The organism is Gardnerella sp. c10Ua_244 (assembly GCF_055818055.1).
In genome coordinates, this window is the sequence record NZ_JARFVS010000001.1 from 266613 (window position 1) to 287804 (window position 21192).

16 protein-coding genes, 4 tRNA genes and 1 pseudogene are annotated in these 21192 nt (G+C 41.9%); 3 read left to right on the forward strand and 18 right to left on the reverse strand.

The genetic code is table 11. From position 1 onward, the window contains the following. Positions 1 to 94: 94 nt before the first annotated feature. The 3 genes from P0108_RS01190 to P0108_RS01200 all read right to left on the reverse strand — a co-directional run bounded on the left by P0108_RS01190 (position 95) and on the right by P0108_RS01200 (position 4402). On the reverse strand, positions 95 to 2953 hold the full coding sequence (locus P0108_RS01190; protein ID WP_473730690.1) for a peptidase: 2859 nt from the start codon (positions 2951 to 2953) through the stop codon (positions 95 to 97). 317 nt (positions 2954 to 3270) lie between these two features. Further along, positions 3271 to 3357: transfer RNA gene (locus P0108_RS01195), tRNA-Ser, on the reverse strand. 112 nt (positions 3358 to 3469) lie between these two features. Continuing rightward, the gene (locus P0108_RS01200; RefSeq protein ID WP_119504593.1) at positions 3470 to 4402 is read right to left on the reverse strand and encodes an EamA family transporter; all 933 of its coding nucleotides are present in this window, start codon (positions 4400 to 4402) and stop codon (positions 3470 to 3472) included. A gap of 109 nt (positions 4403 to 4511) precedes the next feature. On the opposite strand from P0108_RS01200, the gene dinB reads away from it, so the two are divergent. Further along, the gene (gene dinB / locus P0108_RS01205) at positions 4512 to 5822 is read left to right on the forward strand and encodes a DNA polymerase IV (RefSeq protein WP_473730691.1); all 1311 of its coding nucleotides are present in this window, start codon (positions 4512 to 4514) and stop codon (positions 5820 to 5822) included. Between the two features lie 34 nt (positions 5823 to 5856). Here dinB and fdxA read toward each other — a convergent pair whose 3' ends face one another. The 10 genes from fdxA to P0108_RS01255 all read right to left on the reverse strand — a co-directional run bounded on the left by fdxA (position 5857) and on the right by P0108_RS01255 (position 13036). After that, the gene (gene fdxA / locus P0108_RS01210) at positions 5857 to 6189 is read right to left on the reverse strand and encodes a ferredoxin (protein WP_004109733.1); all 333 of its coding nucleotides are present in this window, start codon (positions 6187 to 6189) and stop codon (positions 5857 to 5859) included. 122 nt (positions 6190 to 6311) lie between these two features. Beyond that, a complete protein-coding gene (locus tag P0108_RS01215) occupies positions 6312 to 7943 on the reverse strand; it encodes an APC family permease (protein ID WP_119504594.1) in 1632 nt (543 codons plus the stop codon). Between the two features lie 290 nt (positions 7944 to 8233). Beyond that, positions 8234 to 9505 (reverse strand): FAD-binding protein, encoded by a 1272-nt coding sequence (locus P0108_RS01220; protein WP_012913815.1) that lies wholly within the window; start codon positions 9503 to 9505, stop codon positions 8234 to 8236. 124 nt (positions 9506 to 9629) lie between these two features. Further along, a complete protein-coding gene (gene rpmG, locus P0108_RS01225) occupies positions 9630 to 9800 on the reverse strand; it encodes a 50S ribosomal protein L33 (RefSeq protein WP_004105548.1) in 171 nt (56 codons plus the stop codon). 53 nt (positions 9801 to 9853) lie between these two features. After that, positions 9854 to 9927 (reverse strand) — tRNA-Met (locus P0108_RS01230). Between the two features lie 4 nt (positions 9928 to 9931). Continuing rightward, a tRNA-Thr gene (locus tag P0108_RS01235) sits at positions 9932 to 10003 on the reverse strand. A gap of 1 nt (position 10004) precedes the next feature. Further along, positions 10005 to 10086: transfer RNA gene (locus P0108_RS01240), tRNA-Tyr, on the reverse strand. A gap of 110 nt (positions 10087 to 10196) precedes the next feature. After that, entirely contained in the window at positions 10197 to 11294 is a 1098-nt protein-coding gene (gene hisC / locus P0108_RS01245) for a histidinol-phosphate transaminase (RefSeq protein WP_004109741.1), read from the reverse strand. Positions 11295 to 11487: 193 nt separating this feature from the next. Beyond that, a complete protein-coding gene (gene groES, locus P0108_RS01250; RefSeq protein WP_004114319.1) occupies positions 11488 to 11781 on the reverse strand; it encodes a co-chaperone GroES in 294 nt (97 codons plus the stop codon). A 172-nt stretch (positions 11782 to 11953) separates the two neighbouring features. After that, positions 11954 to 13036: a hypothetical protein gene (locus P0108_RS01255; protein WP_116431937.1), complete on the reverse strand. Its 1083-nt coding sequence runs from the start codon at positions 13034 to 13036 to the stop codon at positions 11954 to 11956. A 309-nt stretch (positions 13037 to 13345) separates the two neighbouring features. Here P0108_RS01255 and P0108_RS01260 point away from each other — a divergent pair, with 309 nt between their 5' ends. Together P0108_RS01260 and P0108_RS01265 are read left to right on the forward strand one after the other, a co-directional pair. After that, positions 13346 to 13522, forward strand: a complete 177-nt coding sequence (locus tag P0108_RS01260; protein ID WP_004574103.1) for an FmdB family zinc ribbon protein — start codon at positions 13346 to 13348, stop codon at positions 13520 to 13522. A gap of 112 nt (positions 13523 to 13634) precedes the next feature. After that, positions 13635 to 14414 (forward strand): CpaB family protein, encoded by a 780-nt coding sequence (locus tag P0108_RS01265; RefSeq protein WP_473730692.1) that lies wholly within the window; start codon positions 13635 to 13637, stop codon positions 14412 to 14414. Between the two features lie 131 nt (positions 14415 to 14545). Here the strand turns inward: P0108_RS01265 and P0108_RS01270 are convergent, their stop codons facing one another. The 5 genes and pseudogenes from P0108_RS01270 to rplL all read right to left on the reverse strand — a co-directional run bounded on the left by P0108_RS01270 (position 14546) and on the right by rplL (position 21128). Next, entirely contained in the window at positions 14546 to 14749 is a 204-nt protein-coding gene (locus P0108_RS01270; protein WP_004109746.1) for a hypothetical protein, read from the reverse strand. Further along, the gene (locus P0108_RS01275; RefSeq protein ID WP_473730693.1) at positions 14746 to 18504 is read right to left on the reverse strand and encodes a helicase; all 3759 of its coding nucleotides are present in this window, start codon (positions 18502 to 18504) and stop codon (positions 14746 to 14748) included. The genes P0108_RS01270 and P0108_RS01275 overlap by 4 nt, the downstream gene beginning before the upstream one ends. Before the next feature lie 17 nt (positions 18505 to 18521). Beyond that, complete coding sequence (locus P0108_RS01280; protein ID WP_415693337.1) at positions 18522 to 19871, reverse strand: variant leucine-rich repeat-containing protein; 1350 nt, start codon at positions 19869 to 19871, stop codon at positions 18522 to 18524. A gap of 553 nt (positions 19872 to 20424) precedes the next feature. Continuing rightward, a pseudogene (locus P0108_RS01285) lies at positions 20425 to 20598 on the reverse strand (peptidase); the annotation flags it as partial. A 149-nt stretch (positions 20599 to 20747) separates the two neighbouring features. Continuing rightward, entirely contained in the window at positions 20748 to 21128 is a 381-nt protein-coding gene (gene rplL / locus P0108_RS01290; protein ID WP_004105575.1) for a 50S ribosomal protein L7/L12, read from the reverse strand. Positions 21129 to 21192 lie beyond the last annotated feature (64 nt).

Sequence of the window (21192 nt, forward strand, 5' to 3'; positions counted from 1 at the left end):
CATCATCGTATTATTTATTGCAAAATGACGCGTTAATCTACTTCAAAAAAATCTCAATAGACTAACGCGCCAAATATTCTACATTAAAAATGCGCTATTTCACTAACCGACGCCTCATTGGAGGAATCCCGCCATGTCGCGCTCCACCAGACATTCTCCCATGCTTAGGAACTATAGATGAAAAACGACCTAACGATAAACCTGAAGCAAAGGTTAACGTAATAACAGCCAGAAGTATCACAGTTACTGAAGAAGCACCAGTAACAGCAAGCGATGTTGGAATTGTATTACTTCGATTAACATAATTCTTATTAGCATTTTCGTTGCTATTTGTGCTGTCGTGTTGATTGGAAGCATTATCATTCACATCATTTTTCGAATCAGTTGAATCATCACTGCTAGCCGTTTCATCACTGCCAGTTTTACTATGATTTTCTTCTACATTTTCTTTGTTTTCTTTATTATTCTCCTCATTTTCATCATTCTTAGAACGATCCTCGCCGCCGGAAACTTGCACAGTCTCTCCTTCTACACCCAATGCGTGAGTTGCTAAAGGATTACCCTGAGCATCGTAAACTTCAGCTTTCCAATAAACAGTTCCTTCATGATCTAATGTAATATCTGCAGAACTTACAGAAATAGAAGACTTTTTACTTTCTTCAGCTTGTTTATTTGTAATATTTACGCGAGATTGAGGCATTTTTTTCTCAATTTCAGCAGATATTACAGTTTCCTTAGTCTCTTTAGTTTCCTTAGCTTCCTTAATCTCCTTAGCTTCAGAATCACTGCCCTTCTTAACGTCGCCATTCTTAGCATCACCATTCTTAGCATCGCTACATTTAGCTCCACTAGAATCACTCTTATTCCCCTTACCATCTTCATACTCGTATGCACTAAACACTACGTAACTTCCTTTTGGCAACGTGCCAGTAATACGAGCATTATCGTGAAACTTTTCACCAGCCTTAACTTTTTCATCGCTTACTCTAGTTGTAACAGATACAGGGGTAGTTAAAACATCCGGTTCAACTAAGGCACGACTCCACAATCCGTCATACGCGGATTTATGAGCTAAAGCGCGTGAAGAACCAGGAAAATCATAAACAAACACATACCATCCTGACTCACTATTTTTATTAGCGCGAATATGCACGTTATTTTCCAAAACTTTCGGCTCAGTAGTAGACCTATCAGTTCCAGCAATAGGTCTAAGCGTAATATTTCCGTTGCCAATCTTGTACACGCCATTAACTGCAGGAACATCCCACTTAGCAATCAAACGATGATGACTATCTTCTTTTGGCTCTTGATAAGACGGCTCGCCTTTAGATCCCGGCATATAATTTTCGTTGTCTTTTTTAGTAGGATTTTCGCTACCTGCACCAGCCCACCAAACGCGAATATGCGCTTTTTTATCTTCATTAAAGCCGTAACTGTTATTTCCCTTAAAAGATCCGTAAGTTTCAGGAAGACCTCTTACAGTAATCTCATTAACAATTTCCGTATTAAGCCCAACAGTTTGCTGCTTAGCAACAATATCTGAGCTCACAGTTGCTTGATGAACAGCCGTAGTGTCTGTAGAACCAAATAGCTGCACAACATCATCTTTCAGAAACTCTCGGTCAGATTTATTCTGAGAATCGCGAGAAATAATCCAAACCCATGTGCCAAACAAACCTGCTTCTAAATCATTTACTTTATAAGCTTCTGCTTTATCAAGATCAGATGCTGTAATATCGCCATTAGCGCGTTTTGCTACTGCAGTTATAGTTTCGCCAGAATTAGAGAAATTAGCTTTAGCCGCAGCAACTTGGCGCAAATTAGGCATAGAACGCATGCGATTCAAGTACTCTTTAGCAGATTCACCACTATTTCGCTGTTGAATATGCAAAATATCTTCAGCTGAACCTACAAAATAGTAGCCTTGCGCGCGAAGACGAACATTTTCTGGCCAAGAATCATTTCCTGCAACACTGCTAGTTACAGTACTATCTACCTGCTCTCCTGCACGCAGCTCATGCTTTGATATTTTCGACTTAAGTAACGGCTGGAAAGTTTTTTCTACACTAAACGGAAACTCTTGTGAATACCATGTATTTTCAAAAGATCTAATCACATCTTGACCATTTGGAGAGAATAAACGTTCAGCTTTTGGAGCGTTAAAAGAAACTTCAATTCGAGCGTTTCCAGCATCAAGTGCGTTCCAAGTAATATCTAAACCTTCTTTTTTAGATTTTCCTTCAAAAGATGCAGATCCGTTAGCAAATTTAATAAGATTATTTGAGGATTTTACTTTAATAGGTACTCCTCCTAAAGAATCTCCATTAGAATTTTGCAGACTAATATGCATTACGCCAACGCGCTTGCCCTTAGTGTAATCATTTTTTAGCACAGTCTTAACCGGAGTTTCTTTAACACCCTGCTGCCACAACTTATCTGCCTTATTCCTTAAAGTTTCTGTTTCAACGTCTACAAATCCGTTTTCAACAGCCTCCTTCCATCTATCTTGATTAATATCAAAATGATTATGAATCATAAACGCCAAAGCAGCCTGAGTTAAATCATCGTCATTGTTGTTGTGCGTTTTAATAATATTTGCAGCAATACGATAATCTTCACCATTCATCTGCTTAATATTGCCTTTGTAATCTATAAACACGGAAGATTCCATGCAAAAAATAGAATTCTTTCTACCTTCCCACTTATCCGTAACAGGACCGAGCCTTAGCCTTGCAATCTTTTCGCTTAGCCATTCAACAGTATTCGACTTTTTGTAATAATAACCCGTTAATTTATCGACAGATCCCATAGCAATTTGCGAACAAAGCACCGAAGGAACTAGTACTGCGGAAGTAAACAATGCCAACATTTTGCGAATATTTTTTTGTTTCATGAGGTTTCGCAATTTATTCGCACAACTAAAACTAGTATGCTTCCCAAAATATGTTTCCATAAAAATCTCCTTTAACCCAACCCTTAATGCAATAGCGAATTATGAGAATAATTTTCTATTTGCATTGAGCACTAGAGTAAGCGCTCATGGCATCAACTATGACTTTAGAAAAGATTTGCGTAAATATTTTTTTAGTATTGTGGTTAAAAGGTAGTATTTGGATAAAAGTTATGCACAAATCCACAATTTTGCTTAAATCTCTTGCCTAAATTTTTGTCGTTTACCCGCCGCTTACCCGCCGCTTACCCAATTTTTTCATGTGGAGATTTTTAAAAAACAAAAACTCCGGACTGCAAAAAGCAATCCGGAGTGATTCGCGGAGTCAGAGAGATTCGAACTCTCGAGCCGCTTACGCGACTAACACCTTAGCAGGGTGCCCCTATCGGCCACTCAGGCATGACTCCACTTGTTTACTGTACATAACAGCAACAGATTGACACTATAGCACCTCTTAAGGACTGTAAACAAGCTTGACGACACACTTTAAGATAACATTTAATATAACAATATCCAGTGCTACACAGGATTGTGATCTCCAGAAAACGTTACAACTACAGCAAACATAACAAGAATTATTCCTGCAATATCAGTCAATGTTGGAATTTCACCAAATCCCATTCCAATAATAACTGCGATTGCAGGATACAACGCTTGTATAACAGAGTATTTTGCAGAAGTAACACGTTTCAATAAAACCTGATCAAGCAAAGTTGGGAAGAAAGAAGCACATATTGCAATAACCAACATTAACGCAAGTAAAGCAAAAGAACCACCAGGGCGAGCAGCCCAAGTAGCTTCTGGTTTAGGCGAAATAACATGCTGCACTGCAGGAACAGCAAGAACAACAGACTGCAGCAGCCAACCAATAAGAGCTGCAACACTTACACGATCAATAGCGTGTGAACTTTTTGCCAACATGCGACCTGAAACAATATATAGGCCCCACATTGAACCGCCAACAAGAATGGCGAATAACCCAATTAGAAAATGCGGGCTTACTGAACTATGTATAGAAGCGCTAGCCAACAGCATAATGCCACAAACAGCAATCACAATTCCCACACGCTCTCGCCATTCATGACCTGCAATAACAGCCACAAGCAAAGGACCTATGAATTCTATAGTCACTGCAACACCAACAGCCATGCAACTAATAGCAACATAGAACATAGTGTTCATAGCAACTAACGACACGCCAACAGCTGCAACAATCCCCCATTCTCGTAGCGTTTTTGGCAAAAGACTACGTTTGCTGCGAGAAAATGGTCTTCTCCAAGCCAAAAGCAACAATGTCATAAATCCTACGCGATACCACACTGCATACAGAGGATCCAATTGGCTAAAAGCTACTTTTGCAACAGAAGTTGCTGTATACACCATTGAAGCCTCAATGACGATAATAAGCAGCACAGGCATGCGATGTAAAAGATTGACGACAAATTGCTTCATAGCAACAACCCTACATGAATATTGATCCGACATACGCTTTTTTACAAAAACATTAGTTTAATCCACAAATTTTTTCCATAAAATCGAACGTTTGTTCTATTATAAACTTATGAGTACAGCACCGAGAGTACAAGCAGCGAAACGTGATTGGGGACACGACACCTCAGGTTGTAACATACTTCACGTCGACATGGATGCATTTTATGCTTCTTTAGAAGTTGCAAGACACCCGGAGCTTAAAGGAAAGCCGCTTATTATCGGCACAGGCAATCGCGCTGTTGTTTCTGCAGCAAGCTACGAAGCGCGCGCTTACGGCGTTAATTCCGCTATGCCCGTTGTTAAAGCTAGAAATCTTTGTCCACAAGGAGTTTTCTTGCCAGTTGACATTCCTTACTATTCAAGCGTTTCCAAAAGTATTTTTGAAAATATTTTTTTGCATATTACTAATCAAGTTGAAAAAGTTTCTGTTGACGAATGCTATATGAATGTTAAATCGGCTTTATTACAGTGGAAATCGCCTGTAAATATTGGAACTTGGGTACGAAAAGAAGTATTTGAAAAGTATCATATTACATGCTCGGTTGGCATTGCCAGCAATAAACTTATTGCAAAGATGGCTTCAACTAATGCAAAACCTAATGGAATACTTCTTATTCCGCAAAAATGTAATGAAGATTTTGTGTCAATAATGCCATTGCGCGCAATACCAGGAATTGGCTCATCTTTAATACATAAGCTTGAGGATTGGGGCTTATCTACTGTTGCGTCGCTTAAAAATGTTGACGAAGCAACGCTTACTCGCATAACGGGTTCGCAAATCTTAGCAAGAATGATATATCAATCAGTTAGGGGCATAGACGAGCGCACTGTGACTGCACATGCCCCTGAAAAATCCATTGGAACTGAGCGAACTCTTGATACAGATACCACGAACGAGAATGCTGTTAAACAATTACTACAGCAATGCTGCAGCGAAGTAACTCAACAGTTGCGAAACAGAAAACTTATGGCACGCACTATAACGTTAAAACTACGCTTTGGCGACTTGCATTATGTTACTAGATCTTCTACTTTGCAAAACGCAACTGATTCAACACACGAGTTTTACGAACATGTCGTTGTTTTGCTTTCTAAAGCTAATCCAACTGTGCATAATTACATTCTTGGAGGCAATAACACAAAGCTTTTAAGCCCAGTTCGTTTAGCTGGTGTTACAGCGAATAATCTTGTGCCAGCAAACAAAGTTTCACTTCAGCCTTCTCTAAACGATATTCTGGAGGAAAATACTCGCGAATCTAAAAATCCTACACAAAACATCATGTCCACAATGAATAAAAATACTAGATTGCGTCACGCAGAACACGCTTTAGATGCCGTTCGCAAAAAATACGGCAACAACGCTGCCCACATTGGATTGTAAACTCGCGCCACATTAAATAATACTTTGCAAATAATTAATTACTTGCTTTATCTGAACGCGGAGGCAAGGCTGCAACGCGAGCTTCATCCCATCCGGAAGCTCCAGCATCTGTAGCTCCTCCCAAATCTCCGAGCTTGTCGAAATAATCAACCGCAGCATCGCGATACCACTCCCAGTCTTCTGGCAAATCATCTTCATAAAAAATAGCTTCTACTGGGCAAGCCGGTTCACAAGCTCCACAATCCACACACTCGTTTGGGTTAATATAAAGCGTTCGATCGCCTTCATAAATGCAGTCTACAGGGCATTCATCTACACACGCTTTATCTTTTACATCAACGCAAGGCTCTGCGATTACATATGGCATAACGCCCTCCTTTCTGCTTTTATGCAACTTTTCTATTATAGAACATTTTTGAAAAGTCTATGACACAAAAAGTCGGCATGCGATATAACCGTATGCCGACTTCTTGCTAAATAAATAATTTATTAATTATAACTATCTTGCGAGGCTGCAGCAGTCGCCTCAGCTTGAGCTTCTGCACGAGCCTGCTCCTCTGTTTCTCCTTCAGCTACCTTCTCTGCAGCAGCAGCATCTTGAGCAAACAAAGTTTCAACCGGAACACCGAGCTGCTTAGCTTTACGCAACTGCCTGCCAAGCAAAGAATTGCGGTAAGAGTAGCCGAAGTACACCGCAAAGCCTATTGCCAGCCACACTGCAAAACGAATCCAAGTCAATACAGACAAGTTAAGCATGAGCCAGAATGTAGAAAGCGCTGCAAACAGCGGAAGCCATGGATTGCCAGGAACGCTAAATGAACGGTGCAAATCTGGTCTGCGCATACGCATAATCGGCACACCAGCAGAAACAAGCAGGAATGCAGAAAGCGTACCAATGTTCACCATGTCGGAAAGAATGCCAATATCGAGAGTGGAAGCAACGACTGCCACAACAATACCAGCAACAATCTGAAGTCTTGCAGGAATACCACGCTTGCTTACCTTAGAGAAGCTACGTGGAAGCAAGCCATCGCGGCTCACAGCGAAGATAATGCGCGTAAGACCGAGCAAAAGCACCATCACAACGGTTGTTAAACCAATAACAATACCGAGGGAAATAATCTTTGCAGCCCAAGTAGCACCCACAAGTTCGAAACTTGTAGAAAGCGAAGGAGCGGCTTGCTTTGCCAAATCCTTGTAGGAAACCATACCAGTTGTTACAACTGCGACGAGGATGTAAAGAACAGTAACAATAAACAATCCAAGACCAATACCTCGTGGAATGTTCTTGTGCGGATCCTTAGTTTCTTCTGCTGTTGTTGCAACAACATCAAAACCGATGAATGCGAAGAACACGAGAGCCGCGCCGGAAAGAATACCTGGAACGCCATAAACAGCTGGCTGCATGCCTGTTACCCACTGCCACAAAGGCTGTGCCATAACCCCAGAGACTTCTATTCCCTTTACACTTGCAGCGTCGGTTGCAGGTGGCACAAATGGCGTAAAGTTGGAAGCTTTGATGTAGAAGAAGCCCACAACAACCACGAATAGAACGATACCAATCTTCAAGATTGTTAAAGCGCCGTCGAAGCGTGCAGAAAGCTTAGTTCCAAGGACAAGCATAGTTGTAAAGAATGCAACGATTATAATCGGAGCAACATCAATAGTGAAACCACCTAAGTTAAAACTTGTGGTCATATTCAAACCGAAAAGCTTCATTAAATCATTAAGATAAACGCCCCAATACTTTGAAATTACTGAGCCAGCCATCAGCATTTCTAGGATCATATCCCAGCCAATAATCCAAGCAATAAGCTCACCAACTGTAGTATATGTAAACGTATAAGCAGATCCAGCAACTGGAATCATAGAAGCAAATTCTGCGTAACACATTGCAGCAGAACCGCATACAATGCCTGCAATAATAAAGCTAATAATTACAGCAGGACCAGCATGAAATGCTGCAGCCTGAGCACCAACAGAGAAAATACCGGCACCAACAGCGACAGCAACACCCATAACTGCCAAATCCCAAGCATTTAATGTACGTTTAAGATGGCGTTCACCATCCATAGTCTCAGCGATAGTCTGTTCAACAGACTTTTTTCTCCATATTTGCATAATAAACGCACTTTCGTTGAGGTATAGGTATAAAGGTATGCCGCAATCAGAAGCGCATCGACAAATTTGCGAAACAGTTGCGACTTCACCTATATAAAATTTCTACTTAATTTTCTTTATTTATTCCTGTAAATGTAATTAAATAAAAAATTTATATAGATAATGTAGGTAAATATTACACAAAACATTGCTTACATGGTAGTTTTACCGTGTGTTCCTTTATTATTTGTGAAAATTTAAATAATAAACTTATATATTACTGCATAAAACGCATCATATTCGTAAAATTTTCAGTTTATAGAAATATTTATTACAACAGGTTCAGGAATAAGCGTTACACCAAACTTACTTTGCACACCACGGATAATAGTTTTTGCCAAATTTGCAATATCGTCACAAGAAGCATTATTACGATTGGTAAGTGCCAAAGTATGCAATGAAGAAAGCCCCGCAGGCGAAGGTTTCCCATTTTCTATAAGCCTAAAACCCTTATGGAATCCAGCATGGTCAATAAGCCAAGCTGCAGAAGTCTTTATACCATGCGATCCATCTTGCATAATTGCATCAAATTTAGGAGCATCTTCTGGCAAAGTATCGGCTTCACTAGTACTAAGTATTGGATTCATAAAGAAACTACCGCAACTATGACGATCACTGTAAATATTATCGCCCTCTAAAAATTCGCCAGTAACATAGTCTTCACTTTGCAATCGCAAAGCAAATTCAACACCTTCAGCACACTTTGTACCACGCATCCACAGCTTATCGTAACGAGAAGCATCCTCAAGCATGCCTTTAGAGGCACGAACGCGCAAAACTTCACGACGTATTGCTGCTGTTTGCATGCGCTCACCCAATTCTACGTGCAAAGCATTAGCTAATTGCGAATGAGAGACAATGCCGGTTGAATTATGTTTCAAACAAAAAGTAACAGACAGCACAACGTAACGAGGAGTAGGAAAATACGAGTCCGCAGGAACTCCTACTGAAGAGTACATGCTTTTTTTAAGCAATGAAGTGCGATACCCAAAATTTAAAGCATCCTTCTGCAACTCCATAGTTGATTTTGTTTTGCGGTCCCAGACTTCTACGGAAGTAACACTTTGAGATACTTCTTGACCATAAGCGCCAATATTTTGCACAACAGAAGCCCCAACAGTGCCAGGTATGCCAGAAAGACCTTCTACACCCTCTAAGCCAAGAGAAATTGTATGGGAAACAAAATCATCCCAATTACAACCAGCTTCAGCATTGATATGCACTAAATGAGCACCACTTTGCAAATCAATGCCATCTTCTGAAGGTGCTGCTTCATCAAGCACATGAATATCACGTCTAGCATCTCGCACAACAACGCCATTGAAGTTCTCATCGCTAACAAGCATATTAGAGCCGCCACCGATAACGCATAAAGGCAGACCAAGCTCATCAGCATCTTCTACCGCTTCAATAACAGCAACGCGACTTTTTGGCTCTATAAAACGCGCAATTTTGCCACCTACGCCAACAGTTGTTATATCTGCAAAGGATGGATTATTTACTAAAGATGCTTGCATACTCATGGTTTAAATATTAACAGCAATAAATAACAAAAACCCCGCATTAAGCGGGGTAATAAGCATAAAATCTGCGCAACTAGCAATAAGCTTAAACAAGCCAAAATCGTGAGCGCAGTAAGCTGAAGATTCAGCGAGTCTCGCGATGAAGCGTATGCTTGCCACAGCGTGGGCAGAACTTGTTCAACTCAAGACGATCAGGCGTATTGCGACGATTCTTCGTCGTGATGTAATTACGCTCTTTGCACTCCGTGCATGCCATCGTAATGCCCGGACGGATGTCGGCGCTCTTGCTTGCCATTTCGTTCACCTCTACAATTCATTATTGGCCAGCCAGTCTCCTACTGGCCGTTGTAGCGAGGAAGAGACTCGAACTCTTGACCTTACGATTATGAGTCGTACGCTCTAGCCAGCTGAGCTACCCCGCCAGAGAGCCTCGAGTGAGAATCGGACTCACGACCTCTTCCTTACCAAGGAAGTGCTCTACCACTGAGCTATCGAGGCGTGGCGGGTAGTGGATTCGAACCACTGAAGCACGAAGCGGCTGATTTACAGTCAGCTCCCTTTGACCACTTGGGAAACCCGCCAGCTGTCTCCGTAAGAAGTGAACTTCAAACGGCAACTTTGTTATTTTGCCACGAAATCGCGACTAATGCAAGATTAAGACACGCCGAAAGCAAAACTTTTATGCAAAAAGCTAGTTATTTAGCGAAAAACCTTCTTTTTTTAAATTTTCGCAAACTGTCAAAACCCTGTCATTAGCCTCGCGCTCGCCGATACTAATGCGAATACCTTCACTAGCAAAAGCGCGAACAGACAATCCTGCAGCAATAAAATGTTCTGTTGCCCGCTCGGTATCTGCCCCAAATGGCATCCAGAAGAAGTTTGCATACGCATCTTCAATATTCCAACCTTGCTCGCGCAAAGCTTCAAGAATGCGCTCACGCTCAGCAACAAGAGATGCAACACGAGTACTCATCTCCTTGCTTGCGTCATCTTCCAAAGAAGCCAAAGCTGCGACCTGCGCTATTTGAGACACTCCAAATGGCACAGCAACTTTACGCATACCGTCTACGACTTCAGCCGGAGCAATACCATAACCAATGCGCAAACCTGCCAATCCATAAGCCTTGGAGAACGTTTGAGCAACAACTACATTTGGATACTCATGGTACAGTTTTATGCCATTTGCAGTGCCTTTTGCTGTGTTAAACTGCACATAAGCTTCGTCAATAAGTACAAGAACGTCGCTTGGCACAGCATCTAATACCTTGCGAGCTTCCTCCTCGCTAAGTGAAGCAGAAGTTGGATTATTAGGATTATTCAAAATAACCAAACGCGTGCGATCGCTAATAGCCGCAATCATAGCGTCAACATCATGGGAACCATCAGCACGGTTAGGAATCTGAACGCTTGTAGCACCAGCTCCAGTCACAATAATCGGATAAGCTTCAAAGCTTCTCCAAGGATATATGACCTCATCTCCCGGACCTGCAACCAAGTCAACAAGCTGCGTAATAACTTCCGTAGAGCCGCAACCAAGCACGACTTCGTCTGCAGTCACACCAAAACGCTTGGCAAGTTCTTCAACAACTTCTGTGCCACGCATATTAGGATAACGGTTTATTACATTAAGAGCGCGATTTGAAATCGCTTCTTTTACGCTTTGCAAAGGCTCATAAGGATTTTCGTTACTAGAAATCTTATACGCACGAATGCCGTCCAATTTAGGAGCTGGCTTACCCTGCTTGTAGCTAGGAATTGTATCTACAATATTGCGGTGTTTGTATGTCATACTTCTCCATCATACTCCACACATGCCTTAACTGTGCAATAGCAAAAATCCGACCAAAACCTTACAACCGCGTAAAGTTTCTGCCGCCTATCCAAATATTCCACAGACATTCTTACGTACCGCAATAAAAAACGCTGGGAACAACGTTTCCGTCATTTCCAGCGTAAGTTTTATTGTTTCAACCGGCTAAATACTAGCCAAGAATTGCAAGCACATCACGCGAAGACACGATTAAGTAGTCCTCACCTTCATAATGCACTTCAGTTCCGCCGTACTTGGAATAAAGAACCTTGTCTCCAACCTTAACATCCATAGGAATGCGCTCGCCCTTATCGTCGCGACGACCAGGACCTACGGCAAGAACTTCACCCTGCTGTGGCTTTTCCTTGGCATTATCTGGAATATACAAGCCAGAAGCAGTCTGAGTTTCCGCTTGAGCTTGCTTAACAATAATCTTATCCTCCAACGGTGTGAGCTTAATCGACACTGTTGCCACCCCTTTCATAAGAGATACTATTTCGTACGCAAGAAACAATCCGACGAGGCTGACGATCACGTCCGCAACCGCACTTACGTTCTATGCCTCATAATACCGCGAATTTAGCACTCTAACAACTCGAGTGCTAATCTTTTAAGAAAATTTTTAGAAAACTCTTAAATCATGCATTTCGACGAGCAAGAACATCATGCAAATTTGCCACGCCGAGTGAGTCCTCAGAACTCTCTGGAGCATCCACTTCGCTTACTTTTTCTTTTTCGTGGAACTGAGAAGAGTTTGTAGCAGCAAAATTAGCAGCGTCATCGGCATTATCAACATTAGCAACTGGTACAGCTTTAACTACTTGCTTAGTTGACTTAATTTCCAAACTTTCTGGAGTACGAGATGCTAAATTAGCATTACCTGAATCAGACTTAGTTTGTGAATCAAGCGAGAACGAAATTAAATCTTGATTAGACTGATAGTTTTGCTCCGAAGCCACAAAAGCGTTAGAAGAATCGTATGCGTCTTTATTTTCCGCCTCAACGATATTAGACTCTTTAGATTCAGATTCTTCTTTATACAAACGCTCACGCAACGCTGCATTGCGCTCTTGCTCCGCACGATGTAACGCAACACGAATTTCGCTCTGCTCCATAACCGAAGTTTCAGTATTGTCACGAGACGCATCATTTCGAACAGGCACTACAGTCTGAGATACAGAATATTCAGCACTGTCGTTTTGAGAAATCGCATCACTACTGTTGATTTCTCCATTAAAATCAGAATCAGATGCAGAAGAATAATCTTTCAACTGGCGTATAACAGCACTATTATGGCGTTCGCACAGCTCATCCTCAGCTTTGCATTTCGAAGCAGCGCGCATTGTTGCAATACGCGCCTCCCAAGCACGAGCATGCTTAGAAGCACGAGCTCCAAAATAAAGCACTACTGCCAATATAGCTCCAGGAATAAGAGCAAAAACTGGAGAAAATATACCAGAGCATCCTGCTAAGAATACGACAAAAGTCAAGGCAGCAAGCGCAACTACCAACACACAACGACGGCGTATTGCAGCACGCCTAGCAGCGCGAATGCGCGCAATATATTCAGGAGTTAATGTTCGTTTTTGTTGTGTCGGTTGCATACAAGCCCCTTTTGCCAACATACTAGTACCGTCGCAAATGCGCGCAGTACTCCACTCACCTACAAGATGAAGTGTTGGTGAAAACCTATCCTCGCGATGTTCAAGCATAGACTTCATGCCGTTAACCGTGCGTTTAGGCAACCACCCGAACCATAAGGCTACGAGGATGACTAATACGAGTACCGCACTCACCGATTCATAACCCATAACTATTAATATAAAGAAGTCATAGGATGTGTAGCAACATAAACATTTCGGCGTGTCGCCAAAATGTGGGATTATTGCGCACGACATCACACAATATGCTGTGCCGCAATCATTCACTAAGCAAATTTAACACCTATAATAACTGTCATAGTATGTACTAGGATATGTGAAGGAACAGTAAGTTTCTACTTACGTGCTCGTGTAACTTCGGAGGGACTTTTGCCTACTTATCATTATCGTTGCAAGCAATGCGGATACGATTTTTCAGAACATCAATCATTTTCAGATGACCCTATTACCATTTGCCCTCAGTGCGGAAAAGATGCAGTGCACAAAGTGTACTCTGCTCCTCCAATCAACTTTAAAGGCAAAGGCTTTTATCGAACCGATAAATGATTTTGTAAAGTTATAAATATTAATTATTGTTTAAATATTGCGCGCTAATAGGTTTTATCCACAGCGCGCAATTTTTCTTGCTCTTGCATTTTTTATATTTCAAAATGCAGGTATGAGCATAAATTTTTCTTTATTTAAATCTCAAAATAACGTAAAAAATAGTGCGTTATTGCAGCGAAGGCAACGCGCTTTCGTGCGGAAAATCATTATTGTGCTATGTGCTGGAATGATGGCTTTACTCGTTGTGTCAACTATTATTGACTCACAAGAAACTCAAGTTATAGCAGTAGCTAAACACAATATTCAGCAAGGTTCACGCGTTAGCGTAAACGATATTGCATACGTTCGAGTGCCTAAGCATAAAGTATTTAATCAAGCGCTATCTAATAATATAAGCGCGAATGCTTCTATTATTGCAACATGCGAAATACGTAAAGGCATGCCAATTTTGCAAACACTATTGAGTAAAATTCCGCGCATTCCAGAAGGATTCACTTCTATTACCATTCATTTAGCTAGTGCAGATCACACACTGCTTCCTGGCGAAAAAATTGATCTAGCTTTTAGCAAGCCGGTACAAGATGAAGAAATTTCTAACTCTAAAAATGCAGAAAGTCACAACAACGAAAAATCTAAAAGCAGCACTATAGAAAATAACGATAAAAACAAAAACCAGGATATTGAAGAAAACAATATTTCAGAAATTGATGAACACTATGTTAGCGTAGTTCATAATGTTACGGTAATGCAAATAACTCAAAGCACCCAAGTTTCACAAAATCAGCAAAATACTACCACTCTTGCTATGCCTGCTGCAGATGCGTTGCGATTATTACAAGCTCAGTCTGCAAACCCCTCTTTGGCAATTGTTGCCATGAAATTGTCACAATGAGATTGCCGTCATGGAATACGTACACGATTAGTAGAAATCAGCGGTAATTATTAGCAATTAGCGATAATGACCAGTCAGCAACAAGCAGCAACAAGAATAAATCATTCTGCTACTTCTCGCGTATTTCAAGCTCAACTAATACGCTCGGAAAACACCGCCCAGTGAGGCGGCAATTCGCTTAAAATACGATTATCGTCGTCTTGATTACGCTGTTGCAAAGTAAGCTCGTCAGAAGGCTCGAGTTTAACGCCATCTGCATCAAAAAGCTCCGAGCCTTCACGAACAACCCTAACTGACCTGCGGGGAGATCTTCTATTGGGATCGTATTTACTCATTCGTTGTCACCATACAATTCCCCGAGACGAGAAACAACACGGTCAACCTCTTTTTCAGGATTGACAAAAGCTCCAACGCTCCACACTGTCATAACTGACCAGCCCAAGGATTCCAAATCCTGAATAATCATGCGATGACGTTCACGAGTTGATTGCACGCTCATAAATTGCGCATCATCCGTAAGCACAGCAACAGCAAATGACTTGTCCGCAAGTCCAACTACTAGAGGAATTCTAACGCCATTATCGAAGCCATAGTTGACTGCAACTTTTAATCCACGCGAGCGAATACGCTCAGCTAAATCAGTAAATAGCACATTTCTTTGTGCAGCTTCTGCAGCAATTTGCGCTTCAACATCGTTGGCATCTTCTGGACGAAGCGGCTTATCACTTAACTTCTCAGCCCATTGCAAAAGGTTCTTCAAAAGCTTTGGACCATCTTGGTGCAAACGCTCATCTTCCATATCTTTAGATGTAAACGCACTAACAATATCTAGATGACGACGAGCTAGAGCCAAAGCGTCAAGAAGCATACTGCTTCCACCTTCTTCTTCAAGCAATCCAAACTGCTGAAGAAGTCTGCCATGAGATGTTTTTGCATAGCAAAGCGACATAATTACATCTGTTGCTATTGCTCCAGAAGCTTCATTAACGCCCAAAAGTCTCACATGTCGCAAGAATCTAGCCATGTTTTCGTCTTTAATAGACAAAGACTTCAACTCTGCTCCTAAACGACTGCGGAACACGTTTGTCAACGTAACTACGACAAGCACATAGCTTGAAGGAACAACCGTAAACGTATTCGCGCGCTGACGAATAAGCTCAACTACTTCATCAATTTCACGCTGGCTGCTTTCAATAAGCCCAGAAGACATTACTGGAACTCCAGTTGCTTCAATTTGATGCAAACGAACTTTACCTTGCAAACGTTCAACAGGAACGTCATGACGCAACTTTCCGTAACCATGTTCTTCCAAGAATCGCGCTAAACGAAGCGAGCGCCTTGTTGCTCTAGAAACTACTGTTACAGATGGTAGTAATGAAATAAGCGAACGCAAACTTTCAGAACTTACTGTTTGCTTATGCGCTAAAACTACTACTTGACGAGCACGAGACAAAATAGATAGCAACTCAATATTTGATATATGAGATGCTGAATCAATTATTACAGTATCTGCAATAGGTCTCAACGGAGTCATCATAGTAAGAGTAGATGGCATAGCTACAAGTATTGGTTTCGCAGCCAACACAAGTTCCGCATAATTGCGCAATAATTTATTAAAAGTAATTCCAGAACGGTTTCCTGCAAGCATAGTATGTAACTGATTAGCTTCTTGCGTGTGCGAGAACAATAAATCGCACAAATGCCTCATAGCTTCTTGCTGAACCATTGGACCGATTGAACGCACATGTTCTGTATCAACTTGCACGAATCGATCAGAGACATCTTGCATTGCGGAGCCATCTTGGTGAGAAATAATTGCAGAAGAATTAACGATATCTTCAAAAACAGTAGTCCACCAAGCCAATTGCAACTCACCGTCAATTGCATTACCTGTAACGTTGCGACGACGCAAATCGCTAACTAAATCAGATAAGCCCGCTTTGCTGAACTCACGCTCCAAATTGCAACGACCAGGGAGAGTATCTAGAGATGCTCTGTCGTCATGCAAATCTTGCAAACGAGCTTCAAGCTGCGCAAATTCAATATTTTCAAGATCTGCGCCCTTAAGAGTTGTTGCTAACACTGCATCAAGAGCAACTAAATGCCTTGCTAATAATTCTTGAGTATTTACAATATCATCCAATTTTGGCGGCAAAACAGGCCATCCGCCGTGAGGCACGAAGGTACGCCACTGAGCTGCTTGCTGCGCAACAATCTTTAATGCCTCATGCAAATCATCGACTTTAGCTCCAACTCTTAGCAAGCTGCGCGCTTCTCGAACATGATGTCTACGTTCCCAGAAGCCCATAATTGTGCCTTCGGCTTTACGCTGAACTTTCGGCTTACTCGCTTCAATCATTGCATCTAAATCGCGCTCAAAAATTTCAGGCTGGAATACGTCAAGTACACGTCGCAAATTTTTGAGAACTGTAACTTGACGACTCCACTCACGAGCTGTTGTTGGCACAGGGAAACCACAGCTTTGCACAGTGCTTTTAACTTGTTCTCGAGTTGCTGGAAGAAGCTTAAGAAGCACGTCTACAACACGCTGATATACAGATATAGCTTCATTTTCGTCAAATATCGACGCGCCAAACCAAGGAGTATCTTCAGGATTTATCCTAAACTCTCCAAGCTCATCGGCTTGGTGGAATTTTTTCGACCACTCTTCAATATGACCGGTCATGGCGTGCGCTGCAGAAACATCTAAACGCACATGCGTAGACGGATGGGTTGGAGACATTGCAATTGCTGCAAGATTCTGGATTGTTTGATATGCAGATACTCCCCAAGTTTCGTTGATACCATGAAGATCGCCTAAATAACGAGTAAGGCGAGAACGCACTCCAACCAACTCATCTGCAACCTGCTCAAATCGTGAAGTCGCAATACTATGTCTAGCACCAACTGCTGCAATCAACTGCGCATCGACATGCTTAGCAATATGACCATCCGCAACGTCTAATGCTAATGAGGAAATTTCATGCGTATTCAACGTGTAACGGAAACGCCTCTGCTGCTCAACAACATTAGGCACATACAACACAGAATGTCCTGCAATCACAGAACGAGAAGCAATCGCAGCAGCAATCGCAGCTGAATCTGAGCCCGAATCAATATCCACGAACAGAGAATTTCCAGAAGCAACAAGCTCCGCTGCATAACGCACAACGTTATCTACTTCACCAACTTCGCATTCGCTATGAGGATCTGCGTCGAAAGGACTATATTCTAGCTTATTTGCAGACTGAAGCTTATGAATAGTTCGATCATCGCCAGCCATAGCGTCAATCATCGCATTTCCAACATTGCCAGATTGCAAAGCGTTAATAATTTGTTCACTTTCTGCTACAAAACGCGAACCAGCATCTGTAAAGCAGCCAAGTATAATATCGCGCTCAATATCAAAATCTGTAAAAGCTGAGCGAGCTTGCTTACAAATAGCATCAAACACTACAGAAGTTTCTGGCGTTCCACTTTCATATTGAGATCCGTCGAATAAAACATCTTCCCTAAGTTGAACACCACGCTCACTTAAACGCGACACAAGCGAATTGTTCAGCCCAACACTTCCAGAGAAATAAATAGTGGCGGAGGTCTCATCTTGATTAGTGTCACGAACAACTTTCACAGGATACGTAAGAACAGGCACATGGTTGCCATTCCACGATGCAACACCAACTATTAAAGAAAGTTCGGAAACGCCACTTTCGTGTGCTTTTGCGTCTCTATCTTCAAAAACTCGATCTAGCCTTCGCCCAGCAGCCCGCAACATTCCAGCGTCTCGGAATAAAGATTTTAATGTTACTTTTCCGCTTGCAAAAAGTTGCGCAATTCCGGAAGGATGAGCATGCGTCAACTCTAATTGTGCAGCAAGTTGCGTTATATCTTCTAGTGGAGAAGGAGATAGCTGAGCCTGATATTGCTGCTTCCACCCAACTATATGTTGTAAAGCGTTAGTACGAGCGCTGTTGGTATTGTTAGAGCCAGATTTTTCTAAAGAATCATCTTCTGACGTAGTATTTTCAACTACTGTATCAGTAAAAACTTGCTCTGACGAATCCTGCTCCACGTTGTTTGTATCACTCATATTCCCACCCTACTTGCTTACTGTTCAATAGCTTTGCGATATGCACTATAACCGCTGTTTCTAGCTAGTGCAGCATCTACTTCAGAATTACCTTGAGCTGCGAGCCACGCGTATAAGTCATCATATAACCCAGTGTTTGCAGCCAAAAACGGAAGCAACTGCGAATATTGCGCCATCTCAAATTGCTTTGAAAAATCACTACTTTCTTCAGCTTCTTTTGACGTAAATCCGCCGGCTTCCACTACATTTTCTTGAGAGTCAAATTCGCCTTTTGATACTTTTTCAAATACGGAGCCTGGCTCAAATGCAGGTGTGTACTCCGCATCAGAATTGTTAATATCGAGATTATTAGAGTCGAGATTTGTAGTACCGAGATTCGTAGAGCCAAAACTGTTAATATCGAGATTATTAGAACCTGTATTTGCACCATTAAAAGCTGAAGTATTGGCAATATTTTCAGCAAAAGTTTCAGTTGAATTTAATGGAGATACTAGAAATTCTTGAGAACTTTCGTTTTGCAATACATTTGTTTCCGGATTAACTGGCGTAACCGGAGAAGCTTGAGCAACCGGAGAAACCTGAGCAACTGAATCAGCTTGATCAACTGCAGAAACCGAAGAAATCACAGAATCTTGTTGCGAAGGTTCTTCTTTAGTTGAACTTTCTTGCTGAATCGCTTGCGCATCTGCAAATAAATTACGCGGCTCTACAGGAGCCTCCTGCTGTTCTCGCATAACAGGCAAAGTTACATCATGATTGATTGGAGCAACATCTGTTTGCGAATCATCATTGAGCTGAGTATGATTCTGCATGCCTTGTTTCCAAGACAATCCAGGATGCGAAACTGATTGAGCATGGAAAACACCTGTTGGCTCACCAGCGCGCAAATCAAGAATTTGATCTACTGATAAATCTGAAGCTGCAGGCTCATCATGCGATTCATCTGTAGCATAAGAGAACAGATTACGCACTGCGTTATCTTTTTCAACTTCAGCAGATTCTTCTTCTACACGCACAAAATCAACAGGAACATCACCGAATTGCATGCGCATTAAGTTATCTGGAAGCTGAAAATCAACATCAGGCTCTAGACGCAGCAAATCACCATTTGCGCTGACTAAATATGTACCGTTAGTTGAATGCAAATCTCGTATTGTTGCCACGCCTCGCATGTCTACAATTAGCAGCGCATGCCTCTTTGACATAGAACGTTTATTATCCACTATGTCGACGCGCGCGAAACCATCTTCACGCAACGGGCGTATAGGCTTTCGACCAATCTCTACAGACTGACCTGCACCCACACGTGCCTGCTCGACACCACCAACTGTAATCATCCAGCGCTGCACGGTTTGTCGCTCACTCACGTGATCTGCTCCCTTCAAAAAACATATTACTTACTATTGTGTCATGCTTTGTGTATATTGCGCTAGTATTTGTTGATTTTAAGCATAAAAATATCACATATTCATATTTGAAGATTTTACAAGAAAATTTATAAGGAATTTTACTAGAACTTTTGCAAAGAATTTTATTTGCAATAATTTTTAAAATCTTTATGCAAATGGAAATAACAAAAGGCTCGGAAGAAACTTCCGAGCCTCGAAACTTGCGATATTACCAACCGTCCCTAGCGGAAAGCAACAACGCAAAGTGCTCAGCATTAATCGGTTAACGAAGCCTGAATCAATAGTAAAAAAGGAAATTTGGCAAACCATATCAACAAGCAAACGCAAACCAATTAATTGCTGTATAAAACTAAAAGATCTACACAGCGTGCAGAGCACAAAATTTTTTACAAAAGCACTTAGTCTAGCGCACCTTTCAGCACACTAGACTAAGTAATTCACAGTAAAACCGATTCAACGATCAACCAGTAAGCTAAAGCACAAATGATTCATCGCTGAATCAGATTTCAGCTTAGTGACGGATCTTGCGAAGAGCAGCACCCATGCCAGCAAGCACAGAAGCAGCAACAGCAGCCAAAGCTACAGCAGCACCGGTCTTAGCCAATGGAGCAGCCTTCTTCTTATCAGCCTTCTTAGCTTCAGCCTTCTTATCAGCCTTCTTGTCGTTAGCCTTGTCATCAACCTTCGCATAACACGCGCGGCAGAAACTTTACGCGCAAGTAAAGAAAAGGTCGCAGCGCAACAAAAAGGCGGCAGGAATAATCCTACCGCCTAATTTTCACTATGCACGCACGCATAAAACTGCGTTACGCGCAAAGCAACAAAAAGTTAGAACTACTTAAGTTCAACGGAAGCGCCAGCCTCTTCGAGGGCAGCCTTAGCCTTCTCAGCGTCTTCCTTCTTAGCCTTCTCAAGAACAGCCTTTGGAGCGCCATCCACGAGAGCCTTAGCTTCAGCCAAGCCGAGGCTGGTCAAAGCACGCACAGCCTTGATGACTGCAATCTTCTTATCGCCAGCAGCGGTGAGAACGACGTCAAACTCGTCCTTCTCTTCCTCAGCAGCACCAGCAGCAGCTGGAGCAGCGGCAACAGCGGCTACAGGAGCAGCAGCTTCGACATCAAACTTATCTTCGAATGCCTTGACGAACTCAGAGAGCTCAACGAGGGTCATTTCACCGAAAGCTTCAAGAAGCTCTTCGTTAGTGAGCTTAGCCATAATTGGCTTCCTTTCTTACTTGGCCGGGCATACCTTATGCCTTACGACCATAACATTTTTACAT

Coding starts and splice junctions, on each gene's coding strand:
- dinB (WP_473730691.1), top strand. CDS start 4,512: ATGAGTACAGCACCGAGAGTACAAGCAGCGAAACGTGATTGGGGACAC.
- P0108_RS01215 (WP_119504594.1), bottom strand. CDS start 7,943: ATGCAAATATGGAGAAAAAAGTCTGTTGAACAGACTATCGCTGAGACT.
- hisC (WP_004109741.1), bottom strand. CDS start 11,294: ATGACATACAAACACCGCAATATTGTAGATACAATTCCTAGCTACAAG.
- P0108_RS01190 (WP_473730690.1), bottom strand. CDS start 2,953: ATGGAAACATATTTTGGGAAGCATACTAGTTTTAGTTGTGCGAATAAA.
- P0108_RS01270 (WP_004109746.1), bottom strand. CDS start 14,749: ATGAGTAAATACGATCCCAATAGAAGATCTCCCCGCAGGTCAGTTAGG.
- rplL (WP_004105575.1), bottom strand. CDS start 21,128: ATGGCTAAGCTCACTAACGAAGAGCTTCTTGAAGCTTTCGGTGAAATG.
- P0108_RS01220 (WP_012913815.1), bottom strand. CDS start 9,505: ATGAGTATGCAAGCATCTTTAGTAAATAATCCATCCTTTGCAGATATA.
- P0108_RS01255 (WP_116431937.1), bottom strand. CDS start 13,036: ATGAAGTCTATGCTTGAACATCGCGAGGATAGGTTTTCACCAACACTT.
- rpmG (WP_004105548.1), bottom strand. CDS start 9,800: ATGGCAAGCAAGAGCGCCGACATCCGTCCGGGCATTACGATGGCATGC.
- P0108_RS01265 (WP_473730692.1), top strand. CDS start 13,635: ATGAGCATAAATTTTTCTTTATTTAAATCTCAAAATAACGTAAAAAAT.
- P0108_RS01275 (WP_473730693.1), bottom strand. CDS start 18,504: ATGAGTGATACAAACAACGTGGAGCAGGATTCGTCAGAGCAAGTTTTT.
- P0108_RS01200 (WP_119504593.1), bottom strand. CDS start 4,402: ATGAAGCAATTTGTCGTCAATCTTTTACATCGCATGCCTGTGCTGCTT.
- fdxA (WP_004109733.1), bottom strand. CDS start 6,189: ATGCCATATGTAATCGCAGAGCCTTGCGTTGATGTAAAAGATAAAGCG.